Annotated in this window: 13 protein-coding genes; 5 read left to right on the top strand and 8 right to left on the bottom strand. The window is 63.5% G+C overall.

The features are described from left to right. Positions 1-209 precede the first annotated feature (209 nt). From NKJ18_RS28945 to NKJ18_RS28930, 4 genes are read left to right on the top strand one after another with little or no spacing between them, the layout of a single operon-like run. Positions 210-701, top strand: coding sequence for a Csu type fimbrial protein (locus tag NKJ18_RS28945; RefSeq protein ID WP_023671429.1), 492 nt, complete (start codon positions 210-212; stop codon positions 699-701). Positions 702-728: 27 nt separating this feature from the next. Beyond that, positions 729-1,451, top strand: coding sequence for a fimbrial biogenesis chaperone (locus tag NKJ18_RS28940; protein WP_023828877.1), 723 nt, complete (start codon positions 729-731; stop codon positions 1,449-1,451). Further along, entirely contained in the window at positions 1,423-3,837 is a 2,415-nt protein-coding gene (locus NKJ18_RS28935) for a fimbria/pilus outer membrane usher protein (protein WP_023828876.1), read from the top strand. Before NKJ18_RS28940 ends, NKJ18_RS28935 begins: the two co-directional genes overlap by 29 nt. 14 nt (positions 3,838-3,851) lie before the next feature. Next, positions 3,852-4,808: a Csu type fimbrial protein gene (locus NKJ18_RS28930; RefSeq protein WP_023685934.1), complete on the top strand. Its 957-nt coding sequence runs from the start codon at positions 3,852-3,854 to the stop codon at positions 4,806-4,808. Here NKJ18_RS28930 and NKJ18_RS28925 read toward each other — a convergent pair. The 7 genes from NKJ18_RS28925 to NKJ18_RS28895 all read right to left on the bottom strand — a co-directional run bounded on the left by NKJ18_RS28925 (position 4,802) and on the right by NKJ18_RS28895 (position 11,633). After that, positions 4,802-5,779, bottom strand: coding sequence for a branched-chain amino acid ABC transporter permease (locus tag NKJ18_RS28925; RefSeq protein WP_023685933.1), 978 nt, complete (start codon positions 5,777-5,779; stop codon positions 4,802-4,804). The two genes, NKJ18_RS28930 and NKJ18_RS28925, sit on opposite strands and share 7 nt — an antisense overlap. A 1-nt stretch (position 5,780) precedes the next feature. Then, positions 5,781-6,668 carry a branched-chain amino acid ABC transporter permease gene (locus NKJ18_RS28920; RefSeq protein ID WP_023685932.1) on the bottom strand — a complete coding sequence of 296 codons (888 nt, stop codon included), beginning with the start codon at positions 6,666-6,668 and terminating at the stop codon, positions 5,781-5,783. 174 nt (positions 6,669-6,842) lie between these two features. Further along, a complete protein-coding gene (locus NKJ18_RS28915) occupies positions 6,843-7,547 on the bottom strand; it encodes an ABC transporter ATP-binding protein (RefSeq protein WP_023671422.1) in 705 nt (234 codons plus the stop codon). Continuing rightward, a complete protein-coding gene (locus tag NKJ18_RS28910; RefSeq protein ID WP_352460554.1) occupies positions 7,544-8,335 on the bottom strand; it encodes an ABC transporter ATP-binding protein in 792 nt (263 codons plus the stop codon). The genes NKJ18_RS28915 and NKJ18_RS28910 overlap by 4 nt, the downstream gene beginning before the upstream one ends. A gap of 14 nt (positions 8,336-8,349) precedes the next feature. Further along, positions 8,350-9,558, bottom strand: a complete 1,209-nt coding sequence (locus NKJ18_RS28905; RefSeq protein ID WP_352761027.1) for an ABC transporter substrate-binding protein — start codon at positions 9,556-9,558, stop codon at positions 8,350-8,352. 221 nt (positions 9,559-9,779) lie between these two features. Continuing rightward, entirely contained in the window at positions 9,780-10,826 is a 1,047-nt protein-coding gene (locus NKJ18_RS28900; RefSeq protein WP_352761025.1) for a GSU2403 family nucleotidyltransferase fold protein, read from the bottom strand. 210 nt (positions 10,827-11,036) lie between these two features. Then, the gene (locus NKJ18_RS28895) at positions 11,037-11,633 is read right to left on the bottom strand and encodes a YdeI/OmpD-associated family protein (RefSeq protein ID WP_352761022.1); all 597 of its coding nucleotides are present in this window, start codon (positions 11,631-11,633) and stop codon (positions 11,037-11,039) included. Positions 11,634-11,804: 171 nt separating this feature from the next. On the opposite strand from NKJ18_RS28895, the gene NKJ18_RS28890 reads away from it, so the two are divergent. Beyond that, the gene (locus NKJ18_RS28890) at positions 11,805-12,419 is read left to right on the top strand and encodes a hypothetical protein (RefSeq protein WP_023715162.1); all 615 of its coding nucleotides are present in this window, start codon (positions 11,805-11,807) and stop codon (positions 12,417-12,419) included. 195 nt (positions 12,420-12,614) lie between these two features. Here NKJ18_RS28890 and NKJ18_RS28885 read toward each other — a convergent pair whose 3' ends face one another. Further along, positions 12,615-13,526 (bottom strand): S1C family serine protease, encoded by a 912-nt coding sequence (locus NKJ18_RS28885; RefSeq protein WP_023743299.1) that lies wholly within the window; start codon positions 13,524-13,526, stop codon positions 12,615-12,617. Positions 13,527-13,733 lie beyond the last annotated feature (207 nt).

The following is a 13,733-nucleotide window of genomic DNA, read 5'->3' as shown; positions in this document are numbered from 1 at the left end:
ACCAAATATTAACCAAAATTATCCGATACATACCGAAGTTATTCGCTGTCGCAATCCGAATCTAAGTTGTAATAATAATTGCACAGTTCGCTTGTGACATTACTGTACCGTTGATGTCTTGCGAAGCATGCAGCGGAGGAGCTGTAGGGGTGAAATCCGGGTCAAGACCGTTTTGCGAAGAACGATCTGCCCCGACGGAGGGCCATCGCATGAGATTGCTAAAATACGCGCTGCTGCTGGGTGGGTCGCTGCTTGCAACCCTTCCCGCGACCTCCACCGTCTTGACCACCAACTTTAACGTGAAGATCACGATCACAAACGAATGCAAGATCCTGACGGCTAGCGATCTTATTTTCGGTTCGCACGGTATCATTGATACCAATGTGGACCAGACCAGCACCATTGGCGTGCAATGCACCGCCGGACAGACCTACGTCGTGGGTCTGGGTCTCGGAAATGGCGCGGGCACAACCGTCGGGAGTCGCAAGATGACCGGGCCGGGCGCAGCGGTGGTCAACTATAGTCTTTACCAGGATGGCGGCCATGCGCAGGTCTGGGGCATCACATCCGGCACCGACACGCAAGCGGGAACCGGCAATGGCAGCGTCCAGAGCCTCACGGTCTACGGGCGCGTTCCGATCCAGCCGACACCGGTGGCGGGCGACTATGCGGACATCGTTCAGGTCACCCTAACCTACTGATTATCGGCACCAATTACGAGGAAGACCATGCGATCCATGCTTTCATGCATTGGCGCCACGGCTCTTTTATTGCTCTGCGCCGGGACGTCACACGCTGCCTCGCTGAGAGTAGCGCCGACAGGCCTCGAACTGATCGCTCCCGACAGCGCGGCGGTTCTCAACCTCGCCAACGATGACGCCAAGCGGCCGATCAATGTGCAGATCCGGGTCTTCGCATGGAGCCAGGCCGGCGGCATCGAAACGCTGACGCCGACCACGGACGTGGTCGCCAGCCCACCATCGACCAAACTCGGACCCAATGCCCAATACGTGGTTCGCGTCGTGCGCGTGTCGAAGGCGCCGGTGCGGGCCGAGGAAAGCTACCGCGTCATCGTCGACGAACTGCCGGACCCCTCACGCAAGAAGGCCGGTACGGTCGCGCTCGCGCTTCGCTATTCGGTCCCGGTGTTTTTCCGCGACGCCGATGCCGCCGCGCCGGCAGTCGCCTGGAGTGTTTCGCGCAAGGGCGGCAGTCTTGTGCTGACAGCCAGCAATACCGGCGAAAGTCGCCTCCGCCTGTCCAACCTATCCCTGACCCAGAACGGCAAGAAGCTTGGCAGCCGAAACGGACTCGTCGGTTATGTCCTGGGCGGCGCGACCATGCAGTGGCCGATCGGCAGCAGCAAATCACTGTCCGCGGGCTCGGTGCTTTTGAAGGCACAGAGCGATCTTGGACCCTTCGATGCCAAAGTTGCCGTCAAGGGCAAATAGGATCGCGCTAGTCGTCGCGCTCGCGATTTTCACACCTTTCTCGGCGGTGAACGCGCAAGAATTGCCGGCCGTGACGAACCCTGAAGACCCTGGCCAGCAAGCCGGCCGCAGCCTTTATCTAGAGGTGTTCATCAACGACGTCTCGACCAAACTGATCGGCAGCTTCACCCAGATGCCGGATGGCGGCCTGGCATCGACGCCGCTAGAGCTGAAGGAGCTCGGGCTGAAGCCGCCGCAGGGCGCTGTAGACACCGACGGCCTGGTCAGGCTCGACCAGCTGGCGGATGTGTCGTTTCAGATCGACGAAGCGGCGCAGCGCCTCTACGTCACCGCCGCCAATGACAGCCGCGAGGCGCGCATGGTCGATCTCGGCTTGCGCTTGCAGGACCGGCCGGCGCCGCAATCGGGCTTGGGCGCGGTTCTCAACTATTCGCTGTTTGCCAGCTCCAACACATTGTTCGACAAGGACGTCGAGCTGTTCCAGGGCGTTTCCGGCGGCTTCGATGCGCGCGTGTTCAGCCCCTATGGAACGCTCAGCCAATCCTTCATCGCCGGCTATTCCGACGGCAGGCTGGGCGGCTTCACGCGGCTCAACACGACATGGAGTTATTCCGACCCCGACCGGCTGATGACCTATCGGGCCGGCGACTTCATCTCCGGTGGATTGTCGTGGACGCGTCCGGTCTATCTCGGCGGCATCCAGGCGCAACGCAACTTCCACCTGCGATCGGACCTGGTGACGCTACCCCTGCCCTCCTTCGGCGGCACCGCGGCGGTGCCGTCGACGCTGGAGGTCTATACGCAGAACGTGCGCACCTATTCCGGCGACATCCAGCCCGGGCCGTTCCAGGTCACCAATCTGCCGGTGTTCACGGGCGCAGGACAGGCGCAGGTGGTGCTGCGCGACAGCCTGGGCCGCGAGACCACGGCCACCTTGCCGTTCTATGCCTCCAGCATGCTGCTGCGCCAGGGACTGCTCGACTTTTCCGTCGAGGCAGGGATGGCGCGGCGCAATTTCGGCATCTCCTCCGACGATTATGACAGCCGCGTCATGGGGGTCGCCAGCGCGCGTTACGGCGTGACCGACCGGCTGACATTGGAAGCCCATGCCGAGGGCGGCGCCGATCTGATCAATGGCGGCATAGGTGCTGCCTTCCCGCTCGGGGCATATGGCGCAGCTTCGCTGGCCGTCGCCGGCAGCCATCATGACGGACGCACCGGGTCGCTGGTCGATGCCAGGGCCGAGTTCGGTTATGACGGCTGGGCGATCAACGCCCGCATGCAGCGGTCATTCGGCGGCTTTGAAGATATCGCTTCGGTGACGGCACAGCCGGTCATACTCGATCCCGATGATTTCACCCGTTTCAGCGCCGGCGTGCCGCGGGCGGTCGACCAGGTGACGCTCAGCGTGCCGATGCCGATCGACTTCTCCAGCCTCAACTTCTCCTATACCCACCTCAAGGATGCCGAAGGCGAGACCAGCCAGATCGTCGGCCTCTCCTATAGTCAGGAGATCTTCAAGCGCAGCACGCTCTATGCCACGGCCTTCGCCGATCTCGACGACGGCGACAGTTATGGCATCTTTGCGGGGATTTCGATCCCGTTCAATGACGACGTCATGGCGTCGACGGGTGTCGAGCATGGGCCTGACGGCCTCAATGTCGTGGCCGACCTCGCCAAATCGGAGCGGGCCGAGGACGGCAGCATCGGCTGGCGGCTGCGCACCTCCGAAGGCGAGGTTCCCAACCGTTCGGCAGCGGTGAGCTACCGCGCGTCGTTTGCGCGTTTTGAGGCCGGCGCCCAGCAATTCGACAAGGACTTTCGCGTGACCGGCCAGATGGACGGCGCCATTGCGGTCGCAGGCGGCGGGGTGTTCGCCACCAACCGCATCGACGATGCCTTTGCCGTCGTCGATGTCGGCACGCCTGATGTCGAGGTCTTGCATCAGAACCGGCCGGTAGGCAGGACCGACAGCAAAGGCCGCATCCTGGTCACCGGCCTCAACTCCTATGAGCTGAACACGGTCTCCATCGACCCGAAGAATCTACCAGTCGACGCGGATGTCCCGGCTACCAAGGAGACCGTCGTCCCAGCCGACCGCAACGGCGTCGTGCTGAAGTTCGGCGTGTCCGAGGCGGCGCAGGCCGCGCTGGTGACGCTGGTCGACTCGAGCGGAACGCCGCTCGAAGCCGGACTGTCGGGACGCGTCGATGGCGGCACCGAAGACTTCGTCGTCGGCTATGACGGGCAGGCCTATATCAAGGGCCTCGGCAAGCAGAATTCAGTGCAGGTCGAGCGCGCTGACGGCGGTTCATGCCGGGCAGAGTTTCCCTTCGAGGCGGCGCGCGGCCGGCAAGTGGTGATCGGGAACGTGGTGTGCCAATGAGAGCTGGAGGAAAAATGCTGCGCGCCGTAATCATCGCCCTGCTGCTGGTGCTGCTCCCGTCGCTCGCCCGGGCGCAGAGCTGCAGTTACACCGTCACCAGTTTGAATTTCGGCATCATCGACACGCTGTCGGGCACCGCGGCGACATCGACAGCCACCTTCACCGCGACTTGCAGCGGCAGTTTGCCATTGCTGCTGCCCGTCCTGGTCTGTCCGCATATTGCCGCCGGCACCGGCGGTGCAACCTCGGCGGCGGCCCGGCAGATGGCGAGCGGCGTCAACAGCCTCAACTATCAACTCTATTCGGACCCCGCAATGAGCGTTGTCTGGGGCACCTATAACTGGGCCTATGCCTCGCGCCCGCCACCGCTGCTGCTGAGCCCCAATCTCTTCGGCAACTCAATCGACACCCTGACGCTCTATGGCCGGGTTCCCGGCGGCCAGGCGACCGTTCCGCCGGGCACTTATCTGTCGACATTTTCGGGCGGGCAACTCGAGTTCCGCTCCCGGACAACCCTGTTGAGCAGCAGCTGCAACACCGGCGCGGGCAACTTGGGCACCAGTCCGACCTTCACCATCAACGCCACGGTCGCGGCAAACTGCCTGGTCGCCACCCAGAACATCGATTTCGGCCCCAAGGGGGTGCTCGACGCCAATGTCGATGCCGCCGGCCAGGTTACGGTCACCTGCACCCCGTCTACCGCGTACACGGTTTCGCTCAATGGCGGCACGACAGGGGGCACGCCGACCACCCGCAAAATGTCGAAGGGCGCCGAGAGGGTCACCTACGGCCTCTACAAGGATCTGGCGCGCTCGCAGCCCTGGGGTGACGCCGGAACGCCGGGAAGCACGGTGGCCGGCACCGGAACCGGTACGGCCCAGGCGCTCACCGTCTATGGCCGCGTGCCGCCGCAGACGACGCCCTCGGCCGGCGTCTACACCGACACGGTGGTGGTGACCATCACCTATTGATCGCGGCCATTGCCTGGTGAAAGCCAGCGCGCGTAAATCTCGCCGACGATGCCGCGGCGAAAGACCAGCACGCAGATCATGAAGATCAGGCCGGTGGCGATGGTCACCGGGAAGCCGGAGGTGGCGAGCGTGTTTTCCAGCCCGACGACGAGGCCAGCGCCGACGACCGGCCCGACCATGGTGCCGATGCCGCCGAGCAGCGTCATCAGGATCACCTCGCCCGACATCTGCCAGGTGACGTCGGTCAGCGTCGCGAACTGGAAGACGATCGCCTTGGTGGCGCCGGCAAGCCCGGCAAGGGCTGCCGACATGACGAAGGCGGCGAGCTTGTAGCGGCCGACCGAATAGCCCAGCGAGATGGCGCGGTTCTCGTTCTCGCGGATCGAGCGCAGGATCATGCCGAAGGGCGAGTTGACGATGCGCCAGACGGCGAAGACGCCGATGAGGAAGACGGCAAGCACGACGAAATACATGTTGAGCGTGACGTTGAGATCGACGATGCCGAACAGATGCCCGCGCGGCACGCCCTGTATGCCGTCCTCGCCTTCGGTGAACGGCGCCTGGACGCAGAAGAAATAAAACATCTGCGCCAACGCCAGCGTGATCATCGAGAAATAGATGCCTTGCCGGCGGATGGCGAGGAAGCCCATGACCAGGCCGAGCACGGCCGCGCCGGCGGTGCCGAGCAGGATGCCGGCCTCGGGCGGCCAGCCCCATGCCTTGACGGCGTAGGCGCAGAAATAGGCGGCGGCGCCGTAGAAGGTGGCGTGGCCGAACGACAGCAGCCCGGTGTAGCCGAGCAGCAGGTTGAAGGCGCAGGCAAACAGCGCGAAGCACAGCATCTTCATCAGGAAGATCGGATAGACGAAGAAGGGCGCGGCTATCAGCGCCAGTATGGCCAATGCCAGCAATACCCGCTCAAGCCGCACGGAGGCGGCGGTGCGCTGGTCGTGAAGGGCTGCCTCGCTCATCTCAGGCGTCCCTTCCGAACAGGCCGGCGGGGCGCAGGAGCAGCACGACCGCCATGATGACGAAGACGACGAGGTTCGACGCCTCGGGATAGAACACCTTGGTCAGGCCCTCGGCGAGGCCGAGCATGTAGCCGGTGACGATGGCGCCGAGGATCGAGCCCATGCCGCCGACCACGACGACGGCGAACACGACGATGATGAGATCCGAGCCCATCAGCGGGCTGACCTGATAGACGGGTGCGGCGAGAATACCGGCAAGGCCGGCGAGCGCCGCGCCGAGCCCATAGGTGAGCGTCAGCAGCAGCGGCACGTTGACGCCGAAGGCCTGCACCAGCTCGGGATTTTCGGTCGCGGCGCGCAGATAGGAGCCGAGCCTGGTCTTTTCGATCAGGAGCCAGGTGCCGATGCAGATAATGAGCGAGGCCACCACCACCCAGCCGCGATAGTTGGGCAGGAACATGAAGCCGAGATTGGTGCCGCCGGCAAGCTGCGCCGGAACGGCATAAGGGTTGCCCGACACGCCGTAGTAGAAACGGAACACGCCTTCGATGACCAGCGCCAGTCCGAAGGTGAACAGCAGCCCGTAGAGCGGATCCAGGCGGTAGAGCCGCGACAGCGCCACGCGCTCGACCGCCATGCCGAAGACGCCGACGATGAGCGGAACCAGGAGCAGCGCCGGCCAGTAGCCGATGCCGAGATGGACGAGCAGCAGGTAACCGATGAAGGCGCCGAGCATATAGAGTGCGCCATGGGCGAAATTGATGATCCGCAGCAGGCCGAAGATGACGGCCAGGCCGAGGCTCAGCATGGCGTAGAAGGAGCCGTTGATCAGCCCGACCAGCATCTGGCCGAGCAAGGCCTGGACGGGGATGCCGAAGATCATGGTCATGGCGTCACCGAGGGTGTTGCAAGCGGGATGCGTCTGTGCGGCACGTACCCCACCCGGACCTTCGGTCCGACCTCCCTACAAGGGGGAGGTAGGGCGGTGGCCCTCCACCCTCCCCCTTGTGGGGAGGGTCGCTGCGCAGCAGCGGGGTGGGGGTACTGCCGTGGGCTGTCGTCATCATACCCCCAACACCTCGTGCAGCTGTTGCGTGTGAGCGGCAAGCTCGCTTACGGCAAAACCCTCCACCACCTTGCCATGCTCCATCAGATAGAAGCGGTCGGCGATGCGGGCGGCGAAGCGGAAATTCTGCTCGACGAGCAGGATGGTCATGCCGCGCTTTTTCAAGGTCGCCAGCAGTTCGCCGATGCGCTGGACGATGACCGGCGCCAGGCCCTCGGTCGGCTCGTCGAGCAGCAGCATCTGCACGCCCGTCCGCAGGATGCGGGCGATGGCCAGCATCTGCTGTTCGCCGCCGGAGAGTTTGGTGCCGGGGCTGTTGCGGCGCTCCTTGAGGTTGGGAAAGAGATCGAAGATCTCGTCGACGCTCATGCCGCCCTTGGCCACCACCGGCGGCAGGATCAGGTTCTCGTCGACGGTGAGCGTGGCGAAGATGCCGCGTTCCTCCGGCACGAAGCCGATGCCGCGATGGGCAACACGATGCAGCGGCAGGCGCATCAGGTCGCTGCCATCGAAGGCGACGCTGCCGCTGCGCTTGCGGACCAGCCCCATGATGGCGCGCAGCGTTGTGGTCTTGCCGACGCCGTTGCGGCCGAGCAGCGTCACGGTCTCACCGCGAAAAACGTCGAGGTTGACGCCATGCAGCGCATGGCCCTCGCCATACCAGGCATGGAGATCGCGCACGGCAAGCAGCGGCTCACTCATGCTCGGTCCCCCTGCTCGGTCCCCATGTAGGCGACCCTGACGCGCTCATCGTTGCTCACCGTCGCGTAGTCGCCGGCGGCGAGCACCTGGCCGCGCTGCATGACGGTGATCCAGTCGCAGAGGTCGGCGACGACGGTGAGATTGTGCTCGACCATCAGCACGGCGCGGTCCGTTGCCAGCGAGCGGATGATGCCGGAAATGACGCCGACATCCTCGTGCCCCATGCCGGCCATCGGCTCGTCGAGCAGCAGCACTTTCGGGTCGAGCGCCAGCGTGGTGGCGATCTCGAGCACGCGCTTTCGGCCATAGGAGAGATCGCCGGCCGGACGATGCGCGACATCGTCGAGACCGACGACGGCAAGCAGTTCGCGCGCCCGTGGAGTCAGTTGGTCAAGCGCGGCCAGCGAGCGCCAGAACTGGAAGCCGAGCCCGCTCGGCCGCTGCAAGGCGACGCGGACATTGTCGAGCACGCTCAGATGCGGAAAGATCGCCGATATCTGGAACGAGCGGACGAGACCCATGCGCGCCACCCTGGCCGGCGCGGTGCGGGTGATGTCGTTGCCCAACAGTTCGATCCTGCCGCTGCTCGGCTGCAGGAACTTGGTCAAGAGGTTGAAGATCGTCGTCTTGCCGGCGCCGTTCGGCCCGATCAGTGCATGGATCTGGCCGTGATGGACGTCGAGGTCGACATTGTTGACGGCGACGAAACCGGCAAAATCGCGCCGCAGGCCGCGGGCGGAGAGCACCACCCGCGGCTTGATTTCGGCACCGTCCGGCTGGACGGCCACGGCTTGCGCCAGCGTCACTTGGTGACGAGCGGGCAGCCGCTGTCTTCAGCCTTGATGAAGGCCTTGTCGCCCGGAATGGTCGCAAGGTAGGTGTAGTAGTCCCAGTCCTTCTTCGACTCCTCGGGCTTTTTGACCTGATAGAGATACATGTCGTGCACCATCGAGCCGTCGGCCTGTACCTTGCCGTTGGCGTTGATGATGTCGTCGACGGGCATTTCATGGAGTTGCTTGGCGACCGCCTCGGTCTCGTCGGTGCCGGCCTTGTCGATGGCCTTGAGATATTGCAGCACCGCCGAATAGGTGCCGGCCTGGATCATGTTGGGCATGCGGTTGGTGCGCTTGAAGAAGCGCCCGGCGAAGTCGCGGCTCTTGTCGTCGCGGTCCCAGTAAAACCCTTCGGTGAGCACCACGCCCTGCGCCGCCTGCAGTCCGAGGCCGTGCACCTCGGCAAGCGTGAACAGAAGTGCTGCCAGCCGCTGGCCGCCGGCGACGATGCCGAACTCGGCCGCCTGCTTGATGGTATTGGAGGTCTCGAGGCCGGCATTGGCAAGGCCGATAACCTTGGCGCCGGAGGACTGCGCCTGCAGCAGGAAGGAGGAATAATCCGTCGATCCCAAGGGGTAACGCACCTCGCCCAGCACTTTGCCGCCGCTTGCCTCAACAACCTTTGAGGTCTGCTCCTTCAGCGAATAGCCGAAGGCATAGTCGACGGTGATGAAATACCAGCTGTCGCCGCCCTGCTGCACAAGCGCGCCGCCGGTGCCGACCGCCTGCGAGTGGGTATCGTAAGCCCAGTGGAAACCGTAGGGCGAGCATTGCTTGCCGGTCAGGTCGGCCGATGCCGCTCCGGTAACGATGTCGATCTTCTTCTTTTCCTTGGACAACCCCTGGACGGCGAGCGCCACCGAGGATGTCGTCAGTTCCATGATCGCGTCGACCTGCTCGGTGTCGTACCACTGGCGCGCAATGTTGGAGGCAATGTCGGGCTTGTTCTGGTGATCGGCGTTGACGATCTCGATTGGCGCGCCCTGCACCTTGCCGCCAAAATCCTCGACCGCCATCCTGGCGGCCTCGACCGACCATTTGCCGCCGAAATCGGCATAGACGCCCGACTGGTCGTTGAGGATGCCGATCTTGACCTTGCCGTCGGAAATTTCGCCGGCCGCCGCCGGCATCGCAGTCGCCGCAAGCAGCACGGCTGAGACGAGATAGGATGCTTTCACAGGTGGTTCCTCCCTTGTGGCCGACGCTGGAAAACGCGGCGGCCTTGCAATGGTTCAACAACTCCGTCCGGTTCTCGCTGAAATCCGGGCCAGCGCCCGCCACTTCTCCTCTTGGCAACCCCTCCGCCCTGGGTGCGCCGGGAACCGTAGCATCACATTTCGCGAGGCGAGAATGCTATTTTCGTAGCATGGCGTGCTAGCGCGGCCGCTACCAGTCGGGCTCAATTGGAGAGTCTTCGGAAAAGCCGCTCGGGCCAGGCAGAGAGAGCGTTGCGGCCGCAGCGTCCAGCAGTGCCCCCGGAAGCCCTTTGAGATGCTCGCTGTCCAGCGGAAGCGCAAGATAGCCCGTGGGCAATGCGTGCAGCCGCTTCCGCCTGTTCACGATCTCTCATTGCCTTGACCGCAGACCGATCAGGCCGCGTGGCCAGCCAAGCCTTGTGCAGAGCGAACATTCGAGGGTCGACCGTCGGCATGCTTACGGGATAGCCACGCTCATCGATCGCCACAGCCTCCACCTTCGGGGCGTTGATGAGCCATTGCAGCCCCTTCATGGGTGCGCTGTCGAGGTCGTCGGCAAGCTGTGTAATCGAGGTAGTGGCGTTGTCCTTGAGGACATGTCTTGCCCGCGGACGGATCAGGTCGACCAGATAGCCATCACGGTTCGCTGCCCTGAAGGCCCGGGGCTGGAGCGGCTTGAAGGACCTGTCCACTTTACGCAACACGCCTATCAGGCCGGACTGGCTTACCCTCTCGCCGGTCACGAAGCTGATGCGGCGTCGGGAATCGAAGAGCAGGTCGATGTCGCCGGTTGCCGTGAGACCGCTGGTGATCTGGACGCCCGCCAGAGCCTCGTAAGCGAACAGCGCATTCGTGCCGACGACCAGCAACTGCTTGCCCAGCGGGTCTGTTTCGGCGCACCGCCGCAATATCCGTGCGGCGATGGCCGGTACCCTGCCCAACCCCATTGCCACATTGACTTTCGCCAGGCCGTTCAGGCGATCGGCCAGACCTGCCAGCAGATCCTTGTTCTGCACCCTGCCCTCGGAAAACGCAGCGAACGCCTTCTCCGTCTGGCTGCTTTTCGGCCCGAGTGAATTCTCGACCTGCCGGACCTTCCGCAGCAGGTATTCAGCACCGCTGCGCTCAACCCAGCGCATGCTGCCTGCAAAGCGCCTTTGGCGCTGGTCATCAGCACGCTGCCAGGCCTCGTAGACCTGTTGCGTATCTATGAGTTGGCGCCGCTGCTCGCCGGTCAACTCTCTCAGCATCGTTTTCCACTCTTAAGCCAGGATCAAGTTAACATAGTGGAAAACTCTTAATTAACAATATGTTGCTATGTTTTTCCACTATCGCAGCTATCATCCACACGCCGAGTGGAAAATACGGTAAAAACAATAGGTTATGTCCGAGAAAGGGAGGCCAGAACCTCACACGCGGGTTTTTAGCTGCGCGCGCCATGGCAGCCGCTTGCCGTCGCCTCACCGCTTCTGCGGATAGATCGTCTCGCCGCGCTTCAGCATCTCGACAAAAGCCTCGATCTTCTTCCTGCGCCCCGCCTCCGACTTCATGTTGTGCGTTCGAAACGCCAGCGCGAACCGGTTCTGGGCGGAAAGCTTTGCCAGCATCTCCTTCGCCTTCGGCTCGGCGTCGATGGCGGCCTGCAGATCGTCAGGGATCTTCATGTCCTTGCCTGAGGCATAGGCGCGGTCCCAGCGGCCGTCGGCCTTGGCCGCCTCGACCTGTTTCAGCCCGTGTTCGGTCATGCGGCCCTCCTCGACCAGGCGGGCGACATTGTCGATGTTGATCTTGCTCCAGATGCTCTTCTTGCCGCGCGGCGTGTAGCGCTGCAGAAAGCTCTTGTCGTCGAGCGGCTTGCGTATGGCGTCGATCCAGCCGAAGCACAGCGCCACGTCGATGGCCTGCTTCGGCGTGATCGAGGCGAGGCCCGAGCCGACCTTGTGGACCTTGATCCAGACCTCGCTCTCGCCGGCATGATTTTCGCGCAGCCAGGCGTAAAAACTGTCGGGATCGGGGAATTCATGAACCTTGTCGGGATCGACCTTGAACGGCGCCATCATCACCTCGTTGTTGCCGGGCCGGCTGTATCGGCTGTCGATGCCAGTTTCCGTCAGCGGCGTCGATACCCCCTAGCCTATTGCGAGCCGGCTTGCGCCCAAGCCGACGCTCATGGCAGTTTCCCGGCTGGTCGAGCCGGGCAAGGCAGACTGCAATTCGGGGGAAATGCCATGCGATCGATGTTACTCGGCCTCATCCTTCTGCTGCCGGCCTCGGCGCTCGCCGAACCCATCGAAACCCAGAAGATCATCACCGCGCTGACCGGCGACTTCAATGGGGACGGCGCCGCCGATCTGGCGATGATCGTCGAGACCGAGCCCGAAGACGATACCATGGACATGCATTTCTTCCTGAGGGACAAAAAGTACAATTTTCTGAAACCCGCCGGCGTCGTGCATGAGCAGGTCTACGGCGAATGGAACGACTACGACCAGCCGCATTATGAGGGCTCCGGCATCGAACCGGAGTTGACCTTGCTGCCCAACGGCTCGATCAAGATCTATCTGCCGGGGCTGATCGGCCCCGGCGAGCGGACCGACATGACGCTGACCATCGCCTGGCGCAACGAGGCCTTCGTCGTCGCCGGCGTTGCCTATGACCATTACAAATACCAGTCCGTTGTCGTCTACAGCAGCTGCGACTACGACGTGCTGACCGGCAAGGGCAAAAGTATGCAGACGCAGGATGATGACAGCAAGGTGAACAGTATCGTGTCTGTCGAAGGCCAGGTCGTGCCCTTCGCGGAGTGGGACACGGGGACGCCTTTTAGGGTATGCGGGGATTGAGGGGGCAGCCAATCTCCCCCCTCGTGGGGGAGATGGCCGGCAGGCCAGAGGGGGCCGCTGTCCCGCCAACGCACCGGCCAGTGTCTGCCACGTTTATCCCGCGATTCTTGTCAGAAAACAGATCGAGAGGTCGCGATCCTTCGCGCCCCCCTCTGCCCTGCCGGGCATCTCCCCCACTTGGGGGGAGATTGGCCTTCACTGCAGATGCGGTTTCTTCAAAAAGCTGTTTCGGTCGGCGGATTTCACTCGCAGCCAAGTCTCACGACCGTCACGCACGACCCTGAGAGGAATCTCCGAACCCGCCGGATTCTGCCATAGCTTTCGGTAGAAATCGGCGAGCCCGTCGACCTCGCCATCGCGCACGTCGGAGATGATGTCGCCCTGGCGCAGGCCGGCCTTGGCGGCGGGGCCGCCTTCGGCGACGCTCATCACCACGACCGCACCGTTCGACTCGGCCGAGAAGGCGCCGAGCCATGGGCGCGGCGGCTTCGCCACCTGGCCGCGCGTCAGCAGATCGTCGAGGATCGGGGTCAGAAGGTTGATCGGCACGACCATGTTGATGTCGGCGACCTCGCCGTTGCGGCTCATCTGCAAAAGCAGCGAACCGATGCCGAGCAGGCTGCCATCCTGGCCGATGAGTGCCGCGCCGCCCCAGGACGGGTGCGCCGGGGCAATGAAGATCGCCTCGTCAAGCAGATATTCCCAATAGCCGGCGAATTCCTGCTTGGTGACGATGTGCGCCTTGACCGAGCGGCCGGTGCCGTCGGCAAAGACCACGGGGTCGCCGATATTGGCCTTTGACGCGTCGCCCAGCGCCACCGCCGGCAGGCCGAGCGGCGCCAGCGCCTGCACCAGGCCGAAGCCTGTCTCCTGGTCATAGGCCAGCGCATGTGCCGGCACGACGCGGCCGTCCTGGTCGGTCAGCCAGACCTCCTCGGCCTCGGTGATGAGATAGCCGATGGTGAGCACCAGCCCGTCGCCGCGGATGACGACGCCGCTGCCTTCCCGGCGCGTGCCCAGGGCATTGGCCGTGAAGGCATCGTCGGGAACCATGGCGCGCACGCCAACGACGGAGCGCAAGAGCGGGGAAACGGGATCGATCGGCATGCGGTCATCCTGGCAGATATGCGTGGGCAGTATCCTCTATAGGTATGCCGCGCTGCACAGGGCGCAAGGGCTTAGGCAACAAGGCAATCATTTCAGAGGCTGGCGCTGCCCCTCATCCGCCTGCCGGTGTCCAGCCGATAGATGGGTAACACTTTGAACCGGATACATAGGTGACACTTCTCTCCCTCTATGCGTCCGCCGCAGCGC

It is taken from the genome of Mesorhizobium sp. M0217, from assembly GCF_040321955.1.
GTDB lineage: Bacteria > Pseudomonadota > Alphaproteobacteria > Rhizobiales > Rhizobiaceae > Mesorhizobium.
The sequence above is the reverse complement of the archived record's forward strand: the minus strand, read 5'-3'. Positions and strand labels throughout refer to the sequence as shown.

Excerpts from the sequence above, each read along its gene's own strand:
- NKJ18_RS28945 (WP_023671429.1), top strand. The coding sequence starts at position 210 with ATGAGATTGCTAAAATACGCGCTGCTGCTGGGTGGGTCGCTGCTTGCA.
- NKJ18_RS28940 (WP_023828877.1), top strand. The coding sequence starts at position 729 with ATGCGATCCATGCTTTCATGCATTGGCGCCACGGCTCTTTTATTGCTC.
- NKJ18_RS28935 (WP_023828876.1), top strand. The coding sequence starts at position 1,423 with ATGCCAAAGTTGCCGTCAAGGGCAAATAGGATCGCGCTAGTCGTCGCG.
- NKJ18_RS28930 (WP_023685934.1), top strand. The coding sequence starts at position 3,852 with ATGCTGCGCGCCGTAATCATCGCCCTGCTGCTGGTGCTGCTCCCGTCG.
- NKJ18_RS28925 (WP_023685933.1), bottom strand. The coding sequence starts at position 5,779 with ATGAGCGAGGCAGCCCTTCACGACCAGCGCACCGCCGCCTCCGTGCGG.
- NKJ18_RS28920 (WP_023685932.1), bottom strand. The coding sequence starts at position 6,668 with ATGACCATGATCTTCGGCATCCCCGTCCAGGCCTTGCTCGGCCAGATG.
- NKJ18_RS28915 (WP_023671422.1), bottom strand. The coding sequence starts at position 7,547 with ATGAGTGAGCCGCTGCTTGCCGTGCGCGATCTCCATGCCTGGTATGGC.
- NKJ18_RS28900 (WP_352761025.1), bottom strand. The coding sequence starts at position 10,826 with ATGCTGAGAGAGTTGACCGGCGAGCAGCGGCGCCAACTCATAGATACG.
- NKJ18_RS28895 (WP_352761022.1), bottom strand. The coding sequence starts at position 11,633 with ATGGCGCCGTTCAAGGTCGATCCCGACAAGGTTCATGAATTCCCCGAT.
- NKJ18_RS28890 (WP_023715162.1), top strand. The coding sequence starts at position 11,805 with ATGCGATCGATGTTACTCGGCCTCATCCTTCTGCTGCCGGCCTCGGCG.
- NKJ18_RS28885 (WP_023743299.1), bottom strand. The coding sequence starts at position 13,526 with ATGCCGATCGATCCCGTTTCCCCGCTCTTGCGCTCCGTCGTTGGCGTG.